Source organism: Anaeromassilibacillus sp. D41t1_190614_C2 (assembly GCF_015558525.1).
Lineage (GTDB): Bacteria > Bacillota > Clostridia > Oscillospirales > Acutalibacteraceae > Anaeromassilibacillus > Anaeromassilibacillus stercoravium.
Genome location: NZ_JADMOD010000013.1, coordinates 1 through 17,876, shown reverse-complemented (window position 1 = coordinate 17,876; position 17,876 = coordinate 1). Strand labels below are relative to the sequence as shown.

Here is a 17,876-nt window from a genome sequence, read left to right as displayed (position 1 = left end):
GCCTGACCATGTTTGATTTTGAAAATCACAACCACTTTTTGAAAATTCTTAGCCTGATCGGAATGGTTGCCGCAGGAATTGGCGTGCTTTTGACCGCTGTGAGTGGCTGGGCCCTTTGGAAATGGATTCGCTGCATGGATACCGTGCAAAAATCTTTGCCCACAATCAAAAAAGCGTCCGCCCTATACATCGAAAAGAATGAAAAGGAGCTGGATGACGAGTATTTCTCCGAGGACAGCGACTGCATTTCCTTTTAAACGTTCCCATCCGAATATATAAGCAAGATTTGCTATGTGAAAAAAGAGACGGTTATTGTACATAACCGTCTCTTTTTGATTCAGAAGGTTCATCCACTGTAACGTCTTCTTGGATCTGTGCAAAAAGGGCGTCGCCAATGCCCTTTACCTCCTTGAGCTCTTCCACGCGGGTGAAACCGCCGTACTCTTCCCGGTAATCGAGAATGCGTTGCGCAATCGCCGGGCCAATTCCAGGCAGCGTATCCAACTCTTCCAAGGAAGCGGTATTCAGATTGATCTTCCCGGGTGATTCCGCTTGCGACTCGTCCACACCATCAGCGGAAACGTCGGTCTCTACAAAGCTCTCCAAGGAGGCATCCGGCACATAAAAGGCATTGTATCCGATCAATAGCGCACAAAAGACCAGCGCAATTGCGATGAGAATCCGCGTCTGCCGTTTTTCCTCCTCCATGTTCCAGCCACTTCCCCCCGCTTTAGCGATGCCTTCGTTCGATCTCCTCGATCAAGTCCGCGACCGCCCCCTGGTAGCAGTGCCCTACCACCAGATCAGCTTGTTCTTTTAAGTCGTCCGGCGCATTTTCTGGGACTACCGACACGCCGGCCGCCTCCAAAAGCTCCGTGTCGTTGTAGTAATCCCCAATCGCATAGACGTTTTCCATACGGAATCCTGCCAACTCCGCCGCCTTTACAAGGGCATTTCCCTTGCTTGCCTGTTCCGGAAGCATTTCCAGATAATTTTCCGAAGAGGAGACAAACCGCACTCCCGGATGTGGAAAGGTCGCGGAAAAGGCTTCCATTGCATCCTTTTTCTCCGGATCGTCCGCAAACAGCGCCTTATACCAAGGCTGCGCAGGATCGATCGGCGGCCCTTCTTTCCAGGAGACGCCTTCATGGTTGAGATGTTCGGTCACATAAGCATTGCGTCGGAGAATGTGTATGGTCTTGATGCAAAAATATTCGATTCCCGCTGTGGGAAACCGGTCGTATAATCTTTGGATGTATTCAGCAGCAGTACGTTGATCCAGGTGGCAATCCCACAGCATCTTCTGTTGGGTATAATCGTACAAGATTGTCCCATTTAGGCAGATACAGGGGCCTTTGGGATGTGTCAGCTCTGCATAGTGTCCTCCCGACAAAATCGAACGCCCTGTCGCAATGGCGAAACTTCCTCCCTCTTGCTGAAAGCGTGCGATGGCATCTAGGTTGCGCTGTGGGACAACAAAGTTCTCCCCAATTAAGGTGCCGTCGAGATCACTCACCAGAAGAATCCCGCTCAAGTCCACATTCCATTCCTCCAAATGTCTGTTTTTTCAATTTTTCCAGAAACGCCGTGAAGTAGGACGGCAGTTCGCTTGTAATCTCCAGATATTCCCCTGTGCGGGGATGGACAAAACCAATGACACGCGCATGCAAACACTGGCCGTCCAGATTCGGCACAGGCTTTTTCGGCCCATAGACCGGGTCCCCTGCTACCGGATGGCCGATATACGCCATATGCACACGGATCTGATGGGTTCGGCCGGTCTCCAATTTCAAACGCACGTGGGTAAACCCCTTATAGCGCGCCAACACCTCAAAATGCGTGACGGCATGGCGGGAATTCTTTTCTGTGACTGCCATGCGCTTGCGGTCCGTCGGATGACGGCCAATCGGCGCATCTATGGTGCCGGTATCCTCCTTGAGGTTCCCGTGGACCACCGCCTCATACATGCGTGTAAAACTGTGTTCTTTGATCTGCTCTGCCAAACGCTGATGGGCAAAATCGTTTTTGGCAACGATCAGCAGGCCGCTGGTGTCCTTATCGATCCGATGGACAATCCCAGGCCGGATCACGCCGTTGATCCCCGAAAGGGAATCGCCGCAGTGCGCCAACAGCGCGTTGACCAGCGTTCCACCCGCATGTCCGGCTGCCGGATGCACCACCATTCCCTTGGGCTTATTGACCACCAGCAGGTCCGCATCCTCATAACGGATATCCAGTGGGATCGCCTCCGGCAGAATATCCAACCCAACCGGTTCCGGCAAGATCACTTCGATTGCATCCCCTGCGCGCAGGCGGTATTTTTTATCCAGAGTTTTCCCTCCACTGGAAACCTGGCCCTGCTCGGCCAGGCGCTCCGCGGCAGAACGTGTGAGTTCTTCCACGCGGACCGAGAGAAACTTATCCAGGCGCATTCCCTCGTCCTCCGGCCCTGCTACGATGTGCAGTGTCTCCCCCAGGAGCATTTCAGGATTTCTCATGCTTTTCCAACTGTTTCCCATCTTTCTTGTCTAAAAAGAACAGGATATGCACCATCAAGAGGACAGTACCGACTGTAACGCAACAGTCCGCAAAATTGAAAATAGGAGGGAAAAACGATACCTGGATATAATCGACGACATATCCCAAAAAGATGCGGTCAATCAAATTTCCGATCCCACCGCCAATGATCAAAATGGAGGCAGCAATCGAGCAGGCACTGTGCTTTTTATAAAGGAATAGGCCTGCAATCAACAAAACCGTGATGACTCCCGTTGTAACAATAAAAAACCAACGCTGATCTTGCAGCATTCCAAACGCTGCACCGCGATTTTCCAAATAAGTGAAGTCCAAAAGGCCCGGAATTGCTGTCACACTTCCAACCGGCTTGAGTTGTGATACTACCAGGCATTTAATCAGCTGATCCGCCAAGGCAGCCACAACCGCCAGGACCAGGGAAAGAATGGCCAATATAAATTCCTCCTTTGCGCCTTCGCGCGGTTTCGTATTGGATGAAAAAAGGGCGAACTTCTGCCCGCCCTTTCCTACCATATTTTTTATCTTCCCATACAATGGGTTTTCAATCCATCGCCGCAGCGAATCAGCTTAAAGCCTCCGCGCAATGCTTGCAAACATCCGGATGTGCAGGATCACTGCCCACCGTATCGCTGAAGCTCCAGCAGCGGGCGCACTTCTCACCCTCCGCATGGCTGACCGTAACCGAAAGCTCCGGAACCTCTTCGCCCGCGAACTCGCCTTTTCCGCTGTTCGATACCTCGATCTGCGAGACGATAAACACATCGGCCAACTCGCCCTCGACCGATTTGACAAAGTCATACAGCTCGCCTTCGCAGAACAGCTGCACCTTTGCATCCAGAGACGCACCGATCACCTTGTTCTTACGCGCCAGCTCCAACGCCTTCTTGACGTCGTCGCGCAGCTGATGGATGCGGTCCCAACGTGCGGTGAACGCCTCGTCCACATCCACGCCGGTCGTCTTCGGCATCTCATTAAACAGCACGCATTCCTTGTCAGCACTGCTGTCGTGCGGCATCGCCTGCCAAATTTCATCCGAGGTATAGGCCAGAATGGGCGAAACCAAGCGCGTCATGCCATCCAGAATCATATACATAGCGGTCTGCGCTGCACGGCGGTTCTGGCTGTCCGCCTTCTCCACATAGAGACGGTTCTTCAGCACATCGAGATAGAAGTTCGACATATCCACCACGCAGAAATTGTGAATCGCGTGATAGGCATTGTGGAATTCATACGTCTCATAGGCCTCTTTGCATTTTGCAGCCAGTGCATCCAGCTTTGTCAGCGCCCAACGGTCGATCGGCTGAAGCTGGTCGAGCGAAACGCGATCTTGATCCGGGTCAAAATCCGAAAGATTGCCCAGGATAAAGCGCGCCGTGTTGCGGATCTTCCGATAGGCGTCGGAGAGCTGTTTGAGAATTTCCTTGGAAATGCGGATATCCGCATGGTAATCAGAGGAAGCCACCCATAGGCGCAGGATGTCCGCGCCGTACTGGTCGATGATCTCCTGCGGGACAATGCCGTTCCCCAGGGACTTGCTCATCTTGCGGCCTTCGCCGTCCACCACCCATCCGTGGGTGACGACCGCCTTATAGGGCGCGGTGCCGCGTGTTGCAACGCTGGTCAGCAGGGAGGACTGGAACCATCCGCGATACTGGTCGGCACCCTCCAGGTAGAGATCCGCCGGCCATTTCAGCTCGGAACGCTGCTGCAAAACCGCCGCATGGGAGGAACCGGAGTCAAACCAGACGTCCATAATGTCGTGTTCCTTCTTAAAGTCCGTGCAGCCGCATTTCTTACATTTCATGCCCTCCGGCAAAAGATCCTTCTCCTCCATGGCATACCAGGCGTCGGAACCCTTCTCCCGGAAGATGTCCGAGATGTGCAGCATCACGTCTTTGTCGATCAACGGCTCGCCGCACTCCTTGCAGTAGAAGATCGGGATCGGCACACCCCAGCGGCGCTGGCGGGAAATACACCAGTCCTTGCGGTCCAATACCATGGACGTGATGCGGTCTTTGCCCCATCCCGGGATCCATTCCACCTCGTTGATGGCCTCAACCGCCTGCTTCTTGAAGGCGTCCACGGAGCAGAACCACTGCTCTGTCGCGCGGAAGAGCACCGGATTCTTGCAGCGCCAGCAGTGCGGGTACTGGTGGATGATGTGCTGCATAGCAAACATCGCGCCGGTCTCCTGCAGGTGCTTGGCGATCACCTTATTGGCTGCCTCAGTGGTCAATCCTGCAAATTGCCCTGCCTCTTCGGTGAGCTTGCCGTGGCTGTCCACCGGCACCACAATGGGCAGCTCCGGATAATGGTCGCGGCAGACCTCAAAGTCCTCCACACCGTGTCCGGGAGCCGTATGCACGCAGCCCGTGCCGCTTTCCAGGGTGACATGGTCGCCTAAGATCACCAAAGAGGTGCGGTCCAGGAACGGATGCTGCGCCTTCATATATTCGAGGTCGCTCCCTTTAAAGGTGGCAACCACTTCATAATCGGTCTTTTCAGCCTCTTTCATAGCGCTTTCCATCAACGCAGAGGCCATCACATAATATTCGTCCCCGCATTTGATCAGGGAATATTCAAATTCCGGGCCCAAGCAAATGGCAACGTTGCCGGGCAGGGTCCACGTGGTCGTGGTCCAAATGACGAAATAGGTCTTGGAGAGGTCAACTCCTTTTGCCGTAAACAGGCCCTTGTCGTCCGTCACGCGGAACTTCACATAGATGGAATTGCAGGGGTCTTCCGCATATTCGATCTCTGCTTCCGCCAGGGCAGTCTCACACTCCGGGCACCAATACACAGGCTTGAGGCCCTTGTAGATATAGCCCTTTGTCGCCATCTCTGCAAAGATCTTGATCTGCTCTGCCTCAAAGTCATGTGTCAAGGTGATGTAGGGGTGTTCCCAATCGCCAATGCCGCCCAAACGCTTAAACTGGTTGCGCTGGTCGTCCAAATATTTCAGCGCGAATTCCCGGCAAATTTCACGCAGCTCGACGTCCGAAATGGTTGTGGAATTCTCCACACCCGCCTTTTTGCGCGCCTTGAGCTCCGTGGGCAGGCCGTGTGTATCCCAGCCGGGCACATACGGCGCTTTATATCCCGCCATATTGCGGTAGCGGACGATGATGTCCTTCAACGTTTTATTTAAAGCCGTGCCCAGATGAATGTCGCCGTTGGCATACGGAGGGCCGTCGTGTAACACAAAGAGCGGTTTCCCCTCGTTCTTTTCCAACACTTTTTCATAGATATGCTTTTCTTCCCAATTTTTGAGCATCTCCGGCTCCCGCTTCGGCAGGCTGGCCTGCATCGGGAAATCGGTTTTGGGAAGGTTCAGCGTACTTTTATAATCCATCGGTCTCTACTCTCCTTGGTTTTATTTGCCCGGCGTAAATACATCCGTCGGTATATTCAGGCCGTCCTCGCCGTGTGGAAGAGGCTCCTGCGGCGAAACGTCCAAATCATCGTCAAAATTCGCAATGGTCACATGGAAATCCGGCGGCAATTCCATCGTCGGTTCCTCAGGGGCAGGCGCTTCTTCCGGCTCTTTGGCGAGCTGCGGCTTTGCCTCCTGTTCCGGCTGCGGCTTGTAGGTTGGAATCGCATCGATCATTGTCAAATGCTTCTTGTAAGTCTCTAAAAGCTGTGCACGGAAATCGGAGACCTCTTTCTTCAAGCGCTCCAACTCGCGTTTTTGCTCCTGAATATTCTCCTCCGCTGCGCTGGCGATATTCCCGGCTTTCAGCGTCGCATCTTTTACGATGATCTCCGCCTTGTGACGCGCTTCACGGATAGAAGCATCGCCCAGCTTCTGCGCACTGACGAGGGCGTTCTTAATTTCGTCCTCTTCCTGCCGGTAATCTTCAATCTTTCCGGCCAGGACTTCCAGCTTTTTGAGAAGCTGCTCTTTCTCTGCGTTTTGCTTCTCCATCTCTTCCTTCAGCTCAATATTCTTTTTTTGCAGCTCGTCGTAAGATTCCTTCACCTGATCGATGAAATTGTCCACGTCTTCGGTGTTGTACCCGGAAAGCCGCGACTTTCGGAAGCTGACATTGATGATGTCGTTCAACGTAAGCATATAGGAAGCCTCCCAATCAAATATATTTTCTACCGGCAATGCTGAGCCGTCCTTTTTTTGTCAAGGGACCCACACGGTCCAGAATATACCGTCCTTTTCCCCGGACAGACAGCTTAGCCCCCTCTGTAACCGGCGTGGAAACAGAGGTGACCACCTCGTGATTGAGCATCACCAATCCTGCGGAAATCAAACCCGCCGCTTTTTCCCGGCTGACCCCCGCGGCTAACGCGGCGATGCAGTCCAGGCGGGCAGACGCCACCACCCCGGAAAACGGCGCAAACGTATGCGGCACAGGGAGCGGTTCCTGCGCCCCGCGTGAAAGCTTTACTCCCACGCGCCCGATCTTGTCGGTCTGCTGCAAAAGGAAATCCGTAACCTCCGCACGCGCGAATAAAACCGCGCGCCCGGGTTCTACCAGGATATCCCCTATCGTCTCGCGGACAACGCCTTTGGAAAGCAGCGATCCCAAAAAATCACGATGGGTGAGCGAATCGCACTGCCGGTATGAAACCGTTACCGTTTCCAAGGGGAACTCCTCCGGGCACGCCTCCAGATAATCCGGGAAAGCGCCAAAGAGCACACGTTCCGCCTCCGCATACCCGCCCCAAAGCAAATAATTGGAAAAGCCGGTGCGGCGCATGATGGTTTGCGCCACACCCGCTTGCCGTTCATCCAAAAAGCCGACAAAATGCGGGCGGCCGCGCTCTGCAATGCGCACAGCGTCCCGCAGCTTGGCCTCTAAAACAGCGTCGTCCATTCCTGCGCGCTTTTCCATTAAAAATACACGCCGTTGTTTTCCAATTCGTCCAACACATCGTCGCCGGTCAGGTCGACGTTGTACGGCGTAATGATAAAGGTGCGCGTAGCCACCGGCTTAATTTTGCCGTTTTGTGCATACGCGACGCCGCTGAGGAAATCGAGAATGCGGCGGGAGATGTTTTTCTCCGTATTTTCCAAATTGAGCACCACTGTGTGGCGTTTCAAAAGCTCGTCCGCAATGGCGCGCACTTCTTCCCCATAATGCTCCGGCTTAAAGAGTACCACCTGAAGCTGAGCGGTCGCGTGGATATTGACCACTTTATTGCCGGTAGAACTGGACGGCGCACGGCGAATGCTGTCGCGCGGCTCCGAGATAGCTTCATGTTCCAAGGATTTCTCCTCTTCCTGCACCGCCTCGTCATAATCATAGTCATAATCATACTCGTCATCTGGCGGATTCCACATATTTTTAAATTTCTGTACCAGTCCTGCCATAATCCAAAGCCTCCTAAAATTCTTCTGCTCCCCGTGGAACGGCCGGCCATACTTGCGGCGCAGACCCATGTACCGATTCCCTCGGAGAATTTCCTCTTAAAGATTGGTATAGTTTCGAGCGCCAAACAGCGCCGAACCGACGCGCACCATGTTGGCGCCGGCCAGAATTGCCTGCACATAGTCCGCAGACATTCCCATGGACAAAACATCCATAGAAACATTATCTAATTTTTTGTGTTTCGTGTCAATAAAATATTCGAACATCTTTGAAAAATAGTGCTGTGTAGCAACGTCACTGGCATCTGCCGGTGGGATCGCCATCAATCCGCGCACTCGAAGCGCGGGCAAACTGGAAATTTCCTCCAACAGGCCGCTCAATTGCTCCGGCAGGACTCCCGATTTGTTCTCCTCCCGGCCGATGTTGACCTCCACCAGGACGTCCATTGTTTGATGTTCCCGGGCGCTCAACCGGGAAATCTCCTGCGCCAGCTTCATGCTGTCCACCGACTGGATCATGCTGACCTTCCCAATCAGATACTTTACCTTATTTGTCTGCAAATGGCCGATGAACTGCACGTCGGTTTTTTCGCGCTCCAGGGCGTCGTATTTGTCGCACAATTCCTGCACGCGGTTCTCCCCGATGTGATCCAGCCCAAGCTCGATCCCATGGTTGATAACCTCCACCGGGACCGTCTTGGTCGCCGCAAGGAGGGTGATATCCTCCGGCTTGCGGCCTGAGCGGACCGCCGCTTCTGCGATCTCCGCCCGGATGCGCTTTAAATTTTCTTCCAGAGCGTGGCAGCGCTGCGCCAGCTCGTCATTCGACAACTTTTCCATCGTACAAATCCGTCCCTTCTACTACCACTTCATCGTAAAGATGTACCGTCCGATCGGTGAAGAGCCCTTCCACAGGTTCTTCCTGCTGCGTCCCATCCCCCTCTGTATCATCCTGGACAAAGGGGTCATACGACCGCGAATTTTCTTCTTCCGTCGTCAACACTTCGCAGATCACATAGCTGTTGGTGCTGTACAGGGGGAAGATCTGGCAGAACTGAATCTCGCTGCCATGCATGACGTAAACGCCCTTCACTTCCTTGGTAACGGTCCCATTGACATTGCCGTCCTTGTCGTATGTCTCCTTGGTGATTGTTTCAAAGTGCACCGACTTTTGGCTGACGCGGATTCCGTCGTATTCCTCGATCTCAATCTGGACCGTCTCGTTTCGCAGGCGCGCCAACGAAGCGTTCATATTATTGCAGCGCATCACAACGGCCCCCTCGGATTCCTTATCCTTTTGATTGACCTTGACGACTTCCGCCGGGAGCAGCTCAGCGGATGCAAATGGGAACGTCAATGTAACGCAACGGGCTTCATAACTGGTCTGGTTGGCCTTCTCCTGGAATTTCAGAGCGGTGTCCGCGTCGACAACGCAGACAAAATACCAGTTGAAGTCCCCGCAAACCTTGCCGATCGAGGCGGAGGGTGTCACCTGCATGGCCATCTTTTCGCGGATCTCCTCCGGGGTGATGTCTTCGATCTGGTCATAATCGAACACCCCTTCATAGCCGTCCACATGGCTGATAAAATAGCCGGAGGCCGGCGAAGCGATGCTTCCCGTCTGTGTCCCATGGGACGATGCAATGGACTGCCGCTCCGCCTGGAGCGTACTGATGCGCGCATTGAAATCGGTGACCTTTTCTGTGACAATCTGCTTTTCGTTCAATAGATAAAGAAACTCCTCCCGATATTCTGAGAGGCCGCTTAAGCCTTCTTGCCGGGAAGCAATGAGCAGATCCGTCAGTTCCTGGTTAATCTGCTTGTTCAACGAATCCGGGTTCGCCGCATATGTATCGCCGGGGGCATTGAGCTTTTGCAGCTTTTCAATTTCACTGTCCAGCTCCTGAAGCCGCCGCTGCGCTGTGGCGTCGGCTTCGTTCGCATAGGTGACCGCCACCGTACCGCCCTTGTGAATGTGCCCGCCGTCCTCGATGGCATAGGCCACCACGCCGTTCGCGGGCTGCTCGATCAAGCTTTCCTTCCGGATGGCGATCCCGGTCGTCTCGATTGTATCCGCTTCCGTCTTGCTCAAAGCCGTTTCTGTCCGCACGGTGCTGTAATTGGCGCTGTAAATTTGATAGCCGATGTAAAAAAACAGCAACAGAGCGATAAAGATGGACAGCAATCGCTTCAACATGGAATTGTTCATTCACATTCCCCCTTTGCAGCGCCGGCGGTCAGCCATTGTCCCGCCACTCATCCAAAATAACCTGTGCCGCCGATACGAGAGCCGCACCATCGGGATAATCGTCTACATGCAGCCAATGGACGCCTTCGTCCCGGCGGAACCAGGTCAGCTGCCGTTTGGCATAGCGGCGGGTTTCGCGCTTGATGTTCTCGGCCACCTCATCCCGGGTGCACGCCCCTTGAAAATAGGGAATCCACTCTTTGTAGCCGATCGCCTGCCGCGCTGTAGAAGCACTTTGGGCGAGCGACTGGCGGGCTTCCTCCTCCAAGCCTGCATCCAACATCTCGTCTACCCGGCGGTTGATCCGGGCATAAAGCTTGTCCCGGTCGAGAAAATCCAGGCCGATCACGCAGGCATTATAGGGAGAAGGCTCCCTGCGGGAGTGCGCAATCTGCTGGGTCATGGTCTGGCCGGTTGTACGATAGATCTCAATTGCGCGGATCACCCTTCCCAGGTTGTTCGGATGAAGGCGCGCCGCCGACTCCGGGTCAATGCACCGCAGCTCGTCCATCAAAACCTGGACGCCCTCCTCTTCTGCGCGTTTCTTGAGCGCCGCGCGCAGAGCGTCGTCGCGGTCTTCCTTCGTAAATTGCAGATTCTGTAGAAAAGAGCGCACATAGAGGCCCGTCCCACCCGCTAGGATGGGAAGCCGCCCGCGCGCATGGACATCCGCCACGCACTGTGCCGCCAATTTCACATAGTCCGCCACGCTGAACGGCGTGTGAGGGTCCACAAAGTCGATCAGATGATGCGGCACACCGCGCATCTCATCCACCGTAGGCTTGGCAGTGCCGATCGTCATGCCGGTATAAATCTGCATGGAATCAGCTGAGACCACCTCCCCATTGTACCGAAGGGCGAGCTCTACCGCCAGCCAGCTCTTGCCGGAGGCGGTGGGTCCGACCACTGCGGCCACAGGAATGCGTTCCTCCATTTTTGTTGCTTTTGAGATCATTTCTATTATAACTCCATCTGGCAAAGAATTTGTCAAACACGGCCGAATTGCTTTTCCAAATCGCGTTTTTTCAAAAGGATCGAAACAGGCCGTCCGTGCGGGCAGTAGCGGATCTGCGAGTTCTGCTCCAACCGGTCTGCCAAGGCGAGCAATTCCTCCGGGTGGCTCTCGTCCCCAGCCTTGACCGCTGCGCGGCATGCGACATTGTGATAGAGCCAATCCAGCCGTTCGGTCGTGAGATCGTTCTTGCTGCTGGCGAGATACCCCGCCATCTCCATCACCGCGTCCGCTATGTCCTCGCCGCCCAAAATCAGCGGTGCGCTGCGCACCAAAACTGTCCCGGCGCCGAAGTCCTCCAATTCAAAACCAGCTTGCTCAAAGAGATCCAGGGCATTCAGCACAGCGGCATATTCGTTCTTTTCCAATGTAACGGTCACCGGTTCCAACAGCATCTGATGGGCGGCCGTCCCACGGTTTGCCTTTAACTCCTCGTAGAGCATCCGCTCGTGCGCGGCATGTTTGTCGATCAAAACCAGTTCATCCCCGCGCTCCAGGATGATATACGTTCCAAACGCTTCTCCAACCAAACGGGCCGGTGGGCGTTCTTGCTTGGGCAGTAGCGTCTCCGTGGGAGTTTGTTCTGCGGGAATTTGTTCTGTGGGGACCGGCTGCTCTTCTTTTACGGCCTCCGGCTGCGGAAGCGCCTCCACCGCCGCCCATTCTTCATCCTCCGGCCCGGCGACATCCGCAAAGCGCATATCCGCGCCAAAGGTGCGGGTCAATCCCGCAGGCGCGCCACTGTCATTCACGGCAAGGCCCGGAAGCGGCTCGGCGGGCTTGATCGGTAGAGAAGGTGCCTCCGGCTTAGGTGTAGCATCTGGTTCCTGTACCGCATGTTCCGTCTCCACGGCCTTCTGCGGAACCGGCTGCTCCGTCCGCAGGGGAAGCTGCTCCACCGTGCGGGTTTTTGGGAAAGGGGCCTGGGCGGGGCGCTCCAGCTTCATCACATGGGGGCTGTCCCATTGATTCAAAGCCGTCTTCACCCCGTGATAGACCGCATCAAAAATCGGGCGTTCATTTGAAAAGCGCACTTCAATTTTGGCTGGATGCACATTGACATCCACGGAACCATAGGCCATACGGAGATGCAGCACGCACGCCGGCATCTTTCCTACCATCAGGGAGCCTTTAAAGGCCTCCTCCAAGGCGACCATCGCGGTCCGGCTCTTTACATAACGGCCGTTGAGGAAAAAGTGCTGCATGCTGCGGTTGGGACGGGCATTTGCAGGCTTGCTGACAAAGCCGGACACCTCCACCCCGTTGTAGGCGTATTCCACCGGCATCAACCCGGCGGTAAACTCCTTGCCAAACACCGCGTAAATGGCGGACTTCAATTTTCCATCCCCTGGCGTGTGGAGCGTCTCCTTGCCGTCCCGAATGAAGCGCACGGAAACCTCTGGATGGGAAAGCGCCAGCCGGTCCATCACCGCCGCAACCGCGTTGGCCTCCGTCACATCCTTCTTTAGGAACTTCATGCGGGCGGGCGTGTTGTAAAAGAGGTCGCGCACCACGAAGGTAGTCCCCTGGGCGCAGCCCGCGTCCTCACAGCACTCCTCTTCCCCGCCGGAGATCACATAGTGCGTCCCCGCCAGCTCGTCCGCCGTGCGGGTGAGCAGCTCCACATGCGCCACCGCCGCAATGGAAGCCAGCGCCTCCCCGCGGAACCCAAGCGTGGCGATGTTTTCCAGATCGTCCTGTACCTTCACCTTGCTGGTTGCGTGCCGCAGGAAAGCGACCGGGACGTCTTCCCGCGCAATCCCGCAGCCATTGTCGGTGACGCGCATAAAGGTCGTGCCGCCGTTTTTGATCTCCACCGTCAGGACGGTCGCGCCAGCGTCCACTGCATTTTCCACAAGCTCCTTGATGACGGAACTCGGCCGCTCCACCACCTCGCCGGCAGCGATCAGCTCGGCCACATGTTTATCCAGCACATTGATTTTTCCCATACGGCACCTCCTTTATCTTCATCGATCCCGATCTCTTTATTCCTTTGCAATCCTACAAAGCTCAAATAGCGTGTTCATGCATTCAATGGGCGTCAGTGTGTTGACGTCCAGCTGCCGCAGACGGTCCATCACCTCTGTCTCGTTTGGAGGGATCAGGGCCAACTGCACTTCCGGCTCCTCCTGGCGTTTTCTGCCGCGCGCCTTCGGCATGGAAACCTGCTGTCCCTGTTCCAACTCGGCCAAAATCTGTTTCGCGCGTGAAACCACCTTGTCCGGCACACCAGCCAGCTTCGCCACTTCGATGCCAAAGCTGTCGTCCGCCCCGCCGCGCACGATGCGCCGTAGGAAGGTGATGTCGTCGCCGCGCTTCTTGACCGCGATATTATAGTTTTTCACGCCGTCGATAAGCGACTCCAGCTCGGTCAACTCGTGGTAATGGGTGGCAAAGAGCGTCTTTGCGCCAAGAGCCTTTTTGTCTGCGGCATATTCCAGCACGGCGCGCGCAATGCTCATGCCGTCGTAGGTAGAGGTTCCGCGGCCAATCTCGTCCAGGATCAACAGGCTTTTGTCCGTCGCGTTTTTGATGATTTCCGCCACCTCGGTCATCTCCACCATAAAGGTGGACTGCCCGGAAGCGAGGTCGTCCGACGCGCCGACGCGCGTGAAAATGCTGTCTACAATGCCGATTTCCGCATAGGAGGCCGGGACAAAGCAGCCGATCTGCGCCATGATGACAATCAGGGCAATCTGGCGCATATAGGTCGATTTGCCCGCCATATTGGGGCCGGTGATGATCGCAACCCGGTTCTCCCCCTTGTCCAGCAGCACGTCGTTCGGTACAAAGGGCGCGTCCAAAAGCGTTTCCACCACCGGGTGGCGGCTCTCCTTGAGCAAAATCTTTCCATTGAGATCGACCACCGGCCGGGTATAGCCGTTGTCCACGGAGACCTGCGCAAAGGAAAGCAAGACGTCGAGGCGGGCCACTGCACGCGCTGTCTTTTGAATCCGGTTGAGCTGGGCGGCCACGGTCTTGCGAACCTCGTCAAAGAGCTGGTGTTCCAGCTGGACGGAGCGGTCGTGCGCGCCAAGGATGCGCCCCTCCAGCTCCTTGAGCTCCGGCGTGATGTAGCGCTCGCAATTGGTGAGGGTCTGCTTGCGTATGTACTCCGGGGGCGCCTGGTCCTTGTAGGCATTGGTGATCTCGATATAATAACCAAATACGCGGTTATAGCCGACCTTCAGTTTCGGAATCCCCGTGCGTTCGCGCTCCTTGGCCTCGATTTGCGCGATGATCCCCTTCCCATCGCTCATATCGCCCTTGAGCTCGTCCAGCTCCGCGCTGTAGCCGGGTTTGATGATGCCGCCCTCCCGGATGGTAAACGGCGGGTCCTCCACAATGGCGCGGTCGATCAGCTCCAACACATCGTCGAGCGTATCCAGATCCTGGTAAACGCCAGAAAGCATGGCCGATTGCGCATCCTTCAAGAGGCCCTTCAACCCCGGCAGCTTGGCTGCTGCCGCCGCCAAAGACCGCAGCTCCCGCCCATTGGCGGAACCGTACACAATCCGCGACATCAGGCGCTCCAAATCGTAGATTCCGGTGAGCTGCTCCGAGAGGCTGCCGCGCAAAATAGCATCCCCCGAGAGCTCTTCCACCGCATTCAACCGGCGGCTGATCTGCGCCGGGCTGAGAAGCGGCTGCTCGATCCACGCACGGATCAGACGCTTGCCCATGGCCGTGCGGGTCTTATCCAACACCCAGAGCAGGGACCCGCGCTTTTCCTTGTTCCGCATGGTTTCGAGCAGTTCCAAATTCCGGCGGGCATTCAGGTCCAGCCGCATAAACTGGGCGCCGCTGTAGAGCTCGACCTCCGTCATACGCTCCAGTCCCGTCCGCTGGGTGCGCTTTAAATAGCACAGCAGGGCGCCAATCGCCCGCACCACCAGCGGGCTTTGCTCCAGACCCAATGCGTCCAGCGTCTCCTTTTGAAATTGCTCCAAAACAAGCGGTTCACACGTCTCCGCCTCATACTCCGCCGCCTCCAAAAGCTCCAAGCTGGCGGAAAGGCGTTCCTTGATGAAGGGCGGCAGGGTTTTGTATTCCAAAGCGTCCGGGTTGATGAGAATCTCCCGCGGCGAATAGCGCGAGAGCTCATTGACCAAGCGTTCCTCCAAATCCTCCCCTTCCAGGGTGGTGGCATGCAGCTCCCCCGTGGAGATGTCTGCAAAACAGATTCCCGCTTGCTTTCCCTCCGCGCAGAGCGAACAGATAAAATTGTTGCGCGTCTCATCCAACATACTGCTTTCCAGCACGGTGCCCGGAGTGATGACGCGGACGATGTCGCGCTTGACAAGCCCCTTTGCGAGCGCAGGGTCCTCCATCTGCTCGCAGATGGCCACCTTGTACCCCTTCGCAACCAACCGGGCGATATAGGTCTCCGCGCTGTGGAACGGCACGCCGCACATGGGCGCGCGCTCCTCCTGCCCGCAATCGCGCCCGGTGAGGGTCAATTCCAACTCGCGCGAGGCGAGCTTTGCATCGTCAAAAAACATTTCATAAAAGTCGCCCAGGCGGAAAAACAGAAGCGTGTCGGGATACTGCTCCTTAATCTGAAAATACTGCTGCATCATCGGGGATAAATTCGCCATGCCAATGCCTCTCCTCTTTCAAAAAAGAAACAATCCCCGCCGGAACAGGCCCGGCGGGAGGATCGTCTCTCGGTTCCATTCGAATGTTCTTCGTCCTTGGCGGGATCAGCCGCAACCGCCGCAGGCGGAACAATTCCCGCCGCAGGATTCCACATAGTCGGCCGTGTTCGGGTCCTCGCCGTCGGCGCTCTGGCTGATGATCGCGCTGATGCGCTGCAACAGCCGGTCAAAGTCCTCCTTTGCGCGGTTATAGGCCGTCATGTTCTCATTCTGCATGATGCGTGCATAGATATGGCGCATCTCGCCGTTCAGACGCTGCAGTTTTTCCTCGTCGCGCGTGTCGCTCTGAGTCTCGTTGCTGATGGCAATCCGCTTGAGGTTAAACTCCCCGATCAGCTCCTGCAACTCTTCGTCCTTATCGCACTGTGCGCTCACGGTGCGCATGTTCAGATAACGCTCGTCCTTCTGTAGCTCGCGGCCGATCTCTCTGGCCAACTCAATAATATCCATATCCATCGCTCCTGTTCCTTTCAAAATATAGGTGGTATATCAAGAATCCTTAAAAAAGGTTTCAAAGCGCTTTAATCGGTTGCTCCTTCCAGTTCCCCGCGCAAAATCCAATTGCGCGCTGCTGTCACGCGAACATCGGCAAACGTTCCGATCCGAGACGCATTGCCCGGAAAATCCGCCACGACGTTGCCATCCGTCCGGCCGGTCAGCAGGCCAGTCTTTTCATTCTGCTCTTCCACCAGCACCCGCTGGACGGTTCCCACAGCCGCCGCACAGCGTCGCGCCGCAATCTGTTCCTGCACAGAACAGAGCTCCTGGAACCACTTGGTTTTCTCCTCCGCCGGGATGGGATCGTCCATCTTTGCGGCACGGGTTCCCACGCGCGGCGAATAGATAAACGTGTAGAGGGAGGTAAACTCCACCCGCCGAATGAGGTCCACCGTGTCGAGGAATTCTTCATAGGTTTCCCCGGGGAAGCCGACGATGATGTCCGAGGTTAGAGAAAGATCCGGAATTTTGTCCTTCGCATAGGCGATCAGGTCCAAATATTTTTCACGCGTATAGCCGCGGTTCATCTCCCGCAGCACACGGTTGTTGCCGGATTGGAACGGAAGGTGCAGATGGTGGCTGATGTGCTTTCCCTGCGCGATGGTATCGATCAGCTCATGGGTTGCGTCCTTGGGATGGGAGGTCATGAAGCGGATGCGGTAATCGCCTTCCACCTCGTCGAGCATGCGCAGCAACGCTGAAAAATTGACCCCTTCCTCCCGATGCTTGCCGTAGGAATTCACATTCTGCCCCAACAGGGTGATGTCCTTATACCCGGCCTGCACCAAGCCGGTGAATTCCTCCAAAATCGCCTGAGGAGAGCGGCTGCGCTCCCTGCCGCGCACGTAGGGGACAATACAGTAGGAACAGAAATTGTCGCAGCCATACATCACCGTACACCACGCGCGCACATTTCCATCGCGGTGGATGGGAAGCCCCTCCACAATCTGCTGGTCCTCGCTGTCGTCGCCGCGCTCAAACACACGGCGCCCGTCCGTCAACATGCGGAACATCAGCTCCGGAAATTTATGAATCACATGTGTGCCAAAGACCAAATTGACATAAGGAAAGCTCTTGCGAATGCGCTCCGCCACATGTTCCTGCTCCATCATGCATCCGCACAACGCAATCAGTACGGACGGATGGCGGCGTTTGACATTCTTTAAAGCACCCACATTGCCGAACACCCGGTCCTCGGCATGTTCGCGGATTGCACAGGTGTTGAACAGAATAAAGTCCGCTTCGTTTACGTCGTCCGTAAAACCGAACCCCATCTCTTCCAACTGGCCTTTGATTTTTTCGCCGTCCGCGACGTTCTGCTGGCATCCATAGGTGTGTACAAATGCCATGGGTTGAGGCCCGCGCGCACGGACCGCCATGATCTGCGCCACGTCCTCCATATATTGTTTTTGGGAAAATTCTGCCAAAAGGTTAGCCCTCCCCATGTTGTATGGTTTTCGAGTCATTATACCATATTGTGCATATTCTCGCAAGGGTTGCAGCATTTTTCACAAGATAGGCCTGTAGAGCTACAATACATGTTGGACAGAAGAGCAAGTAAAAGCAAATAAAAAAGTAGAAGGACAGAGCCTTCATAGG

Annotated in this window: 16 protein-coding genes; 1 reads left to right on the top strand and 15 read right to left on the bottom strand. The window is 55.5% G+C overall.

The features are described from left to right. The first annotated feature begins 8 nt into the window (after positions 1 to 8). Entirely contained in the window at positions 9 to 257 is a 249-nt protein-coding gene (locus tag I2G69_RS10460; RefSeq protein ID WP_087234869.1) for a hypothetical protein, read from the top strand. Positions 258 to 309: 52 nt separating this feature from the next. On the opposite strand, the gene I2G69_RS10455 is transcribed toward I2G69_RS10460, so the two are convergent. From I2G69_RS10455 to miaB, 15 genes are all read right to left on the bottom strand, one after another. Beyond that, positions 310 to 708 carry a ComEA family DNA-binding protein gene (locus I2G69_RS10455; RefSeq protein WP_087234870.1) on the bottom strand — a complete coding sequence of 133 codons (399 nt, stop codon included), beginning with the start codon at positions 706 to 708 and terminating at the stop codon, positions 310 to 312. Positions 709 to 730: 22 nt separating this feature from the next. Next, positions 731 to 1,540 (bottom strand): Cof-type HAD-IIB family hydrolase, encoded by an 810-nt coding sequence (locus tag I2G69_RS10450; protein ID WP_191362706.1) that lies wholly within the window; start codon positions 1,538 to 1,540, stop codon positions 731 to 733. Further along, on the bottom strand, positions 1,509 to 2,498 hold the full coding sequence (locus I2G69_RS10445; protein WP_419761406.1) for an RluA family pseudouridine synthase: 990 nt from the start codon (positions 2,496 to 2,498) through the stop codon (positions 1,509 to 1,511). The genes I2G69_RS10450 and I2G69_RS10445 overlap by 32 nt, the downstream gene beginning before the upstream one ends. Continuing rightward, positions 2,485 to 2,967: a signal peptidase II gene (gene lspA, locus I2G69_RS10440; RefSeq protein ID WP_237966826.1), complete on the bottom strand. Its 483-nt coding sequence runs from the start codon at positions 2,965 to 2,967 to the stop codon at positions 2,485 to 2,487. The genes I2G69_RS10445 and lspA overlap by 14 nt, the downstream gene beginning before the upstream one ends. A gap of 130 nt (positions 2,968 to 3,097) precedes the next feature. Then, on the bottom strand, positions 3,098 to 5,887 hold the full coding sequence (ileS, locus tag I2G69_RS10435) for an isoleucine--tRNA ligase (RefSeq protein WP_087234874.1): 2,790 nt from the start codon (positions 5,885 to 5,887) through the stop codon (positions 3,098 to 3,100). Positions 5,888 to 5,908: 21 nt separating this feature from the next. Beyond that, the gene (locus tag I2G69_RS10430; RefSeq protein WP_191441166.1) at positions 5,909 to 6,610 is read right to left on the bottom strand and encodes a DivIVA domain-containing protein; all 702 of its coding nucleotides are present in this window, start codon (positions 6,608 to 6,610) and stop codon (positions 5,909 to 5,911) included. Between the two features lie 16 nt (positions 6,611 to 6,626). Then, positions 6,627 to 7,385, bottom strand: coding sequence for a YlmH family RNA-binding protein (locus tag I2G69_RS10425; protein WP_087234876.1), 759 nt, complete (start codon positions 7,383 to 7,385; stop codon positions 6,627 to 6,629). Continuing rightward, positions 7,385 to 7,864 carry a cell division protein SepF gene (locus I2G69_RS10420; RefSeq protein ID WP_087234877.1) on the bottom strand — a complete coding sequence of 160 codons (480 nt, stop codon included), beginning with the start codon at positions 7,862 to 7,864 and terminating at the stop codon, positions 7,385 to 7,387. The genes I2G69_RS10425 and I2G69_RS10420 overlap by 1 nt, the downstream gene beginning before the upstream one ends. A 96-nt stretch (positions 7,865 to 7,960) precedes the next feature. Further along, positions 7,961 to 8,701, bottom strand: coding sequence for a YggS family pyridoxal phosphate-dependent enzyme (locus tag I2G69_RS10415; RefSeq protein ID WP_195560742.1), 741 nt, complete (start codon positions 8,699 to 8,701; stop codon positions 7,961 to 7,963). Next, positions 8,682 to 10,070 (bottom strand): HlyD family efflux transporter periplasmic adaptor subunit, encoded by a 1,389-nt coding sequence (locus tag I2G69_RS10410; protein ID WP_195451278.1) that lies wholly within the window; start codon positions 10,068 to 10,070, stop codon positions 8,682 to 8,684. The genes I2G69_RS10415 and I2G69_RS10410 overlap by 20 nt, the downstream gene beginning before the upstream one ends. A 28-nt stretch (positions 10,071 to 10,098) precedes the next feature. Next, complete coding sequence (gene miaA, locus I2G69_RS10405) at positions 10,099 to 11,064, bottom strand: tRNA (adenosine(37)-N6)-dimethylallyltransferase MiaA (RefSeq protein WP_243254944.1); 966 nt, start codon at positions 11,062 to 11,064, stop codon at positions 10,099 to 10,101. A 32-nt stretch (positions 11,065 to 11,096) separates the two neighbouring features. After that, positions 11,097 to 13,070: a DNA mismatch repair endonuclease MutL gene (mutL, locus tag I2G69_RS10400; RefSeq protein WP_191395323.1), complete on the bottom strand. Its 1,974-nt coding sequence runs from the start codon at positions 13,068 to 13,070 to the stop codon at positions 11,097 to 11,099. A 36-nt stretch (positions 13,071 to 13,106) separates the two neighbouring features. Then, entirely contained in the window at positions 13,107 to 15,719 is a 2,613-nt protein-coding gene (gene mutS / locus I2G69_RS10395) for a DNA mismatch repair protein MutS (RefSeq protein ID WP_195560741.1), read from the bottom strand. A 105-nt stretch (positions 15,720 to 15,824) separates the two neighbouring features. After that, positions 15,825 to 16,229 carry a YlbF family regulator gene (locus tag I2G69_RS10390; protein WP_191362713.1) on the bottom strand — a complete coding sequence of 135 codons (405 nt, stop codon included), beginning with the start codon at positions 16,227 to 16,229 and terminating at the stop codon, positions 15,825 to 15,827. A 71-nt stretch (positions 16,230 to 16,300) separates the two neighbouring features. Beyond that, positions 16,301 to 17,704: a tRNA (N6-isopentenyl adenosine(37)-C2)-methylthiotransferase MiaB gene (gene miaB / locus I2G69_RS10385; RefSeq protein ID WP_243254943.1), complete on the bottom strand. Its 1,404-nt coding sequence runs from the start codon at positions 17,702 to 17,704 to the stop codon at positions 16,301 to 16,303. Between the last annotated feature and the right edge of the window lie 172 nt (positions 17,705 to 17,876).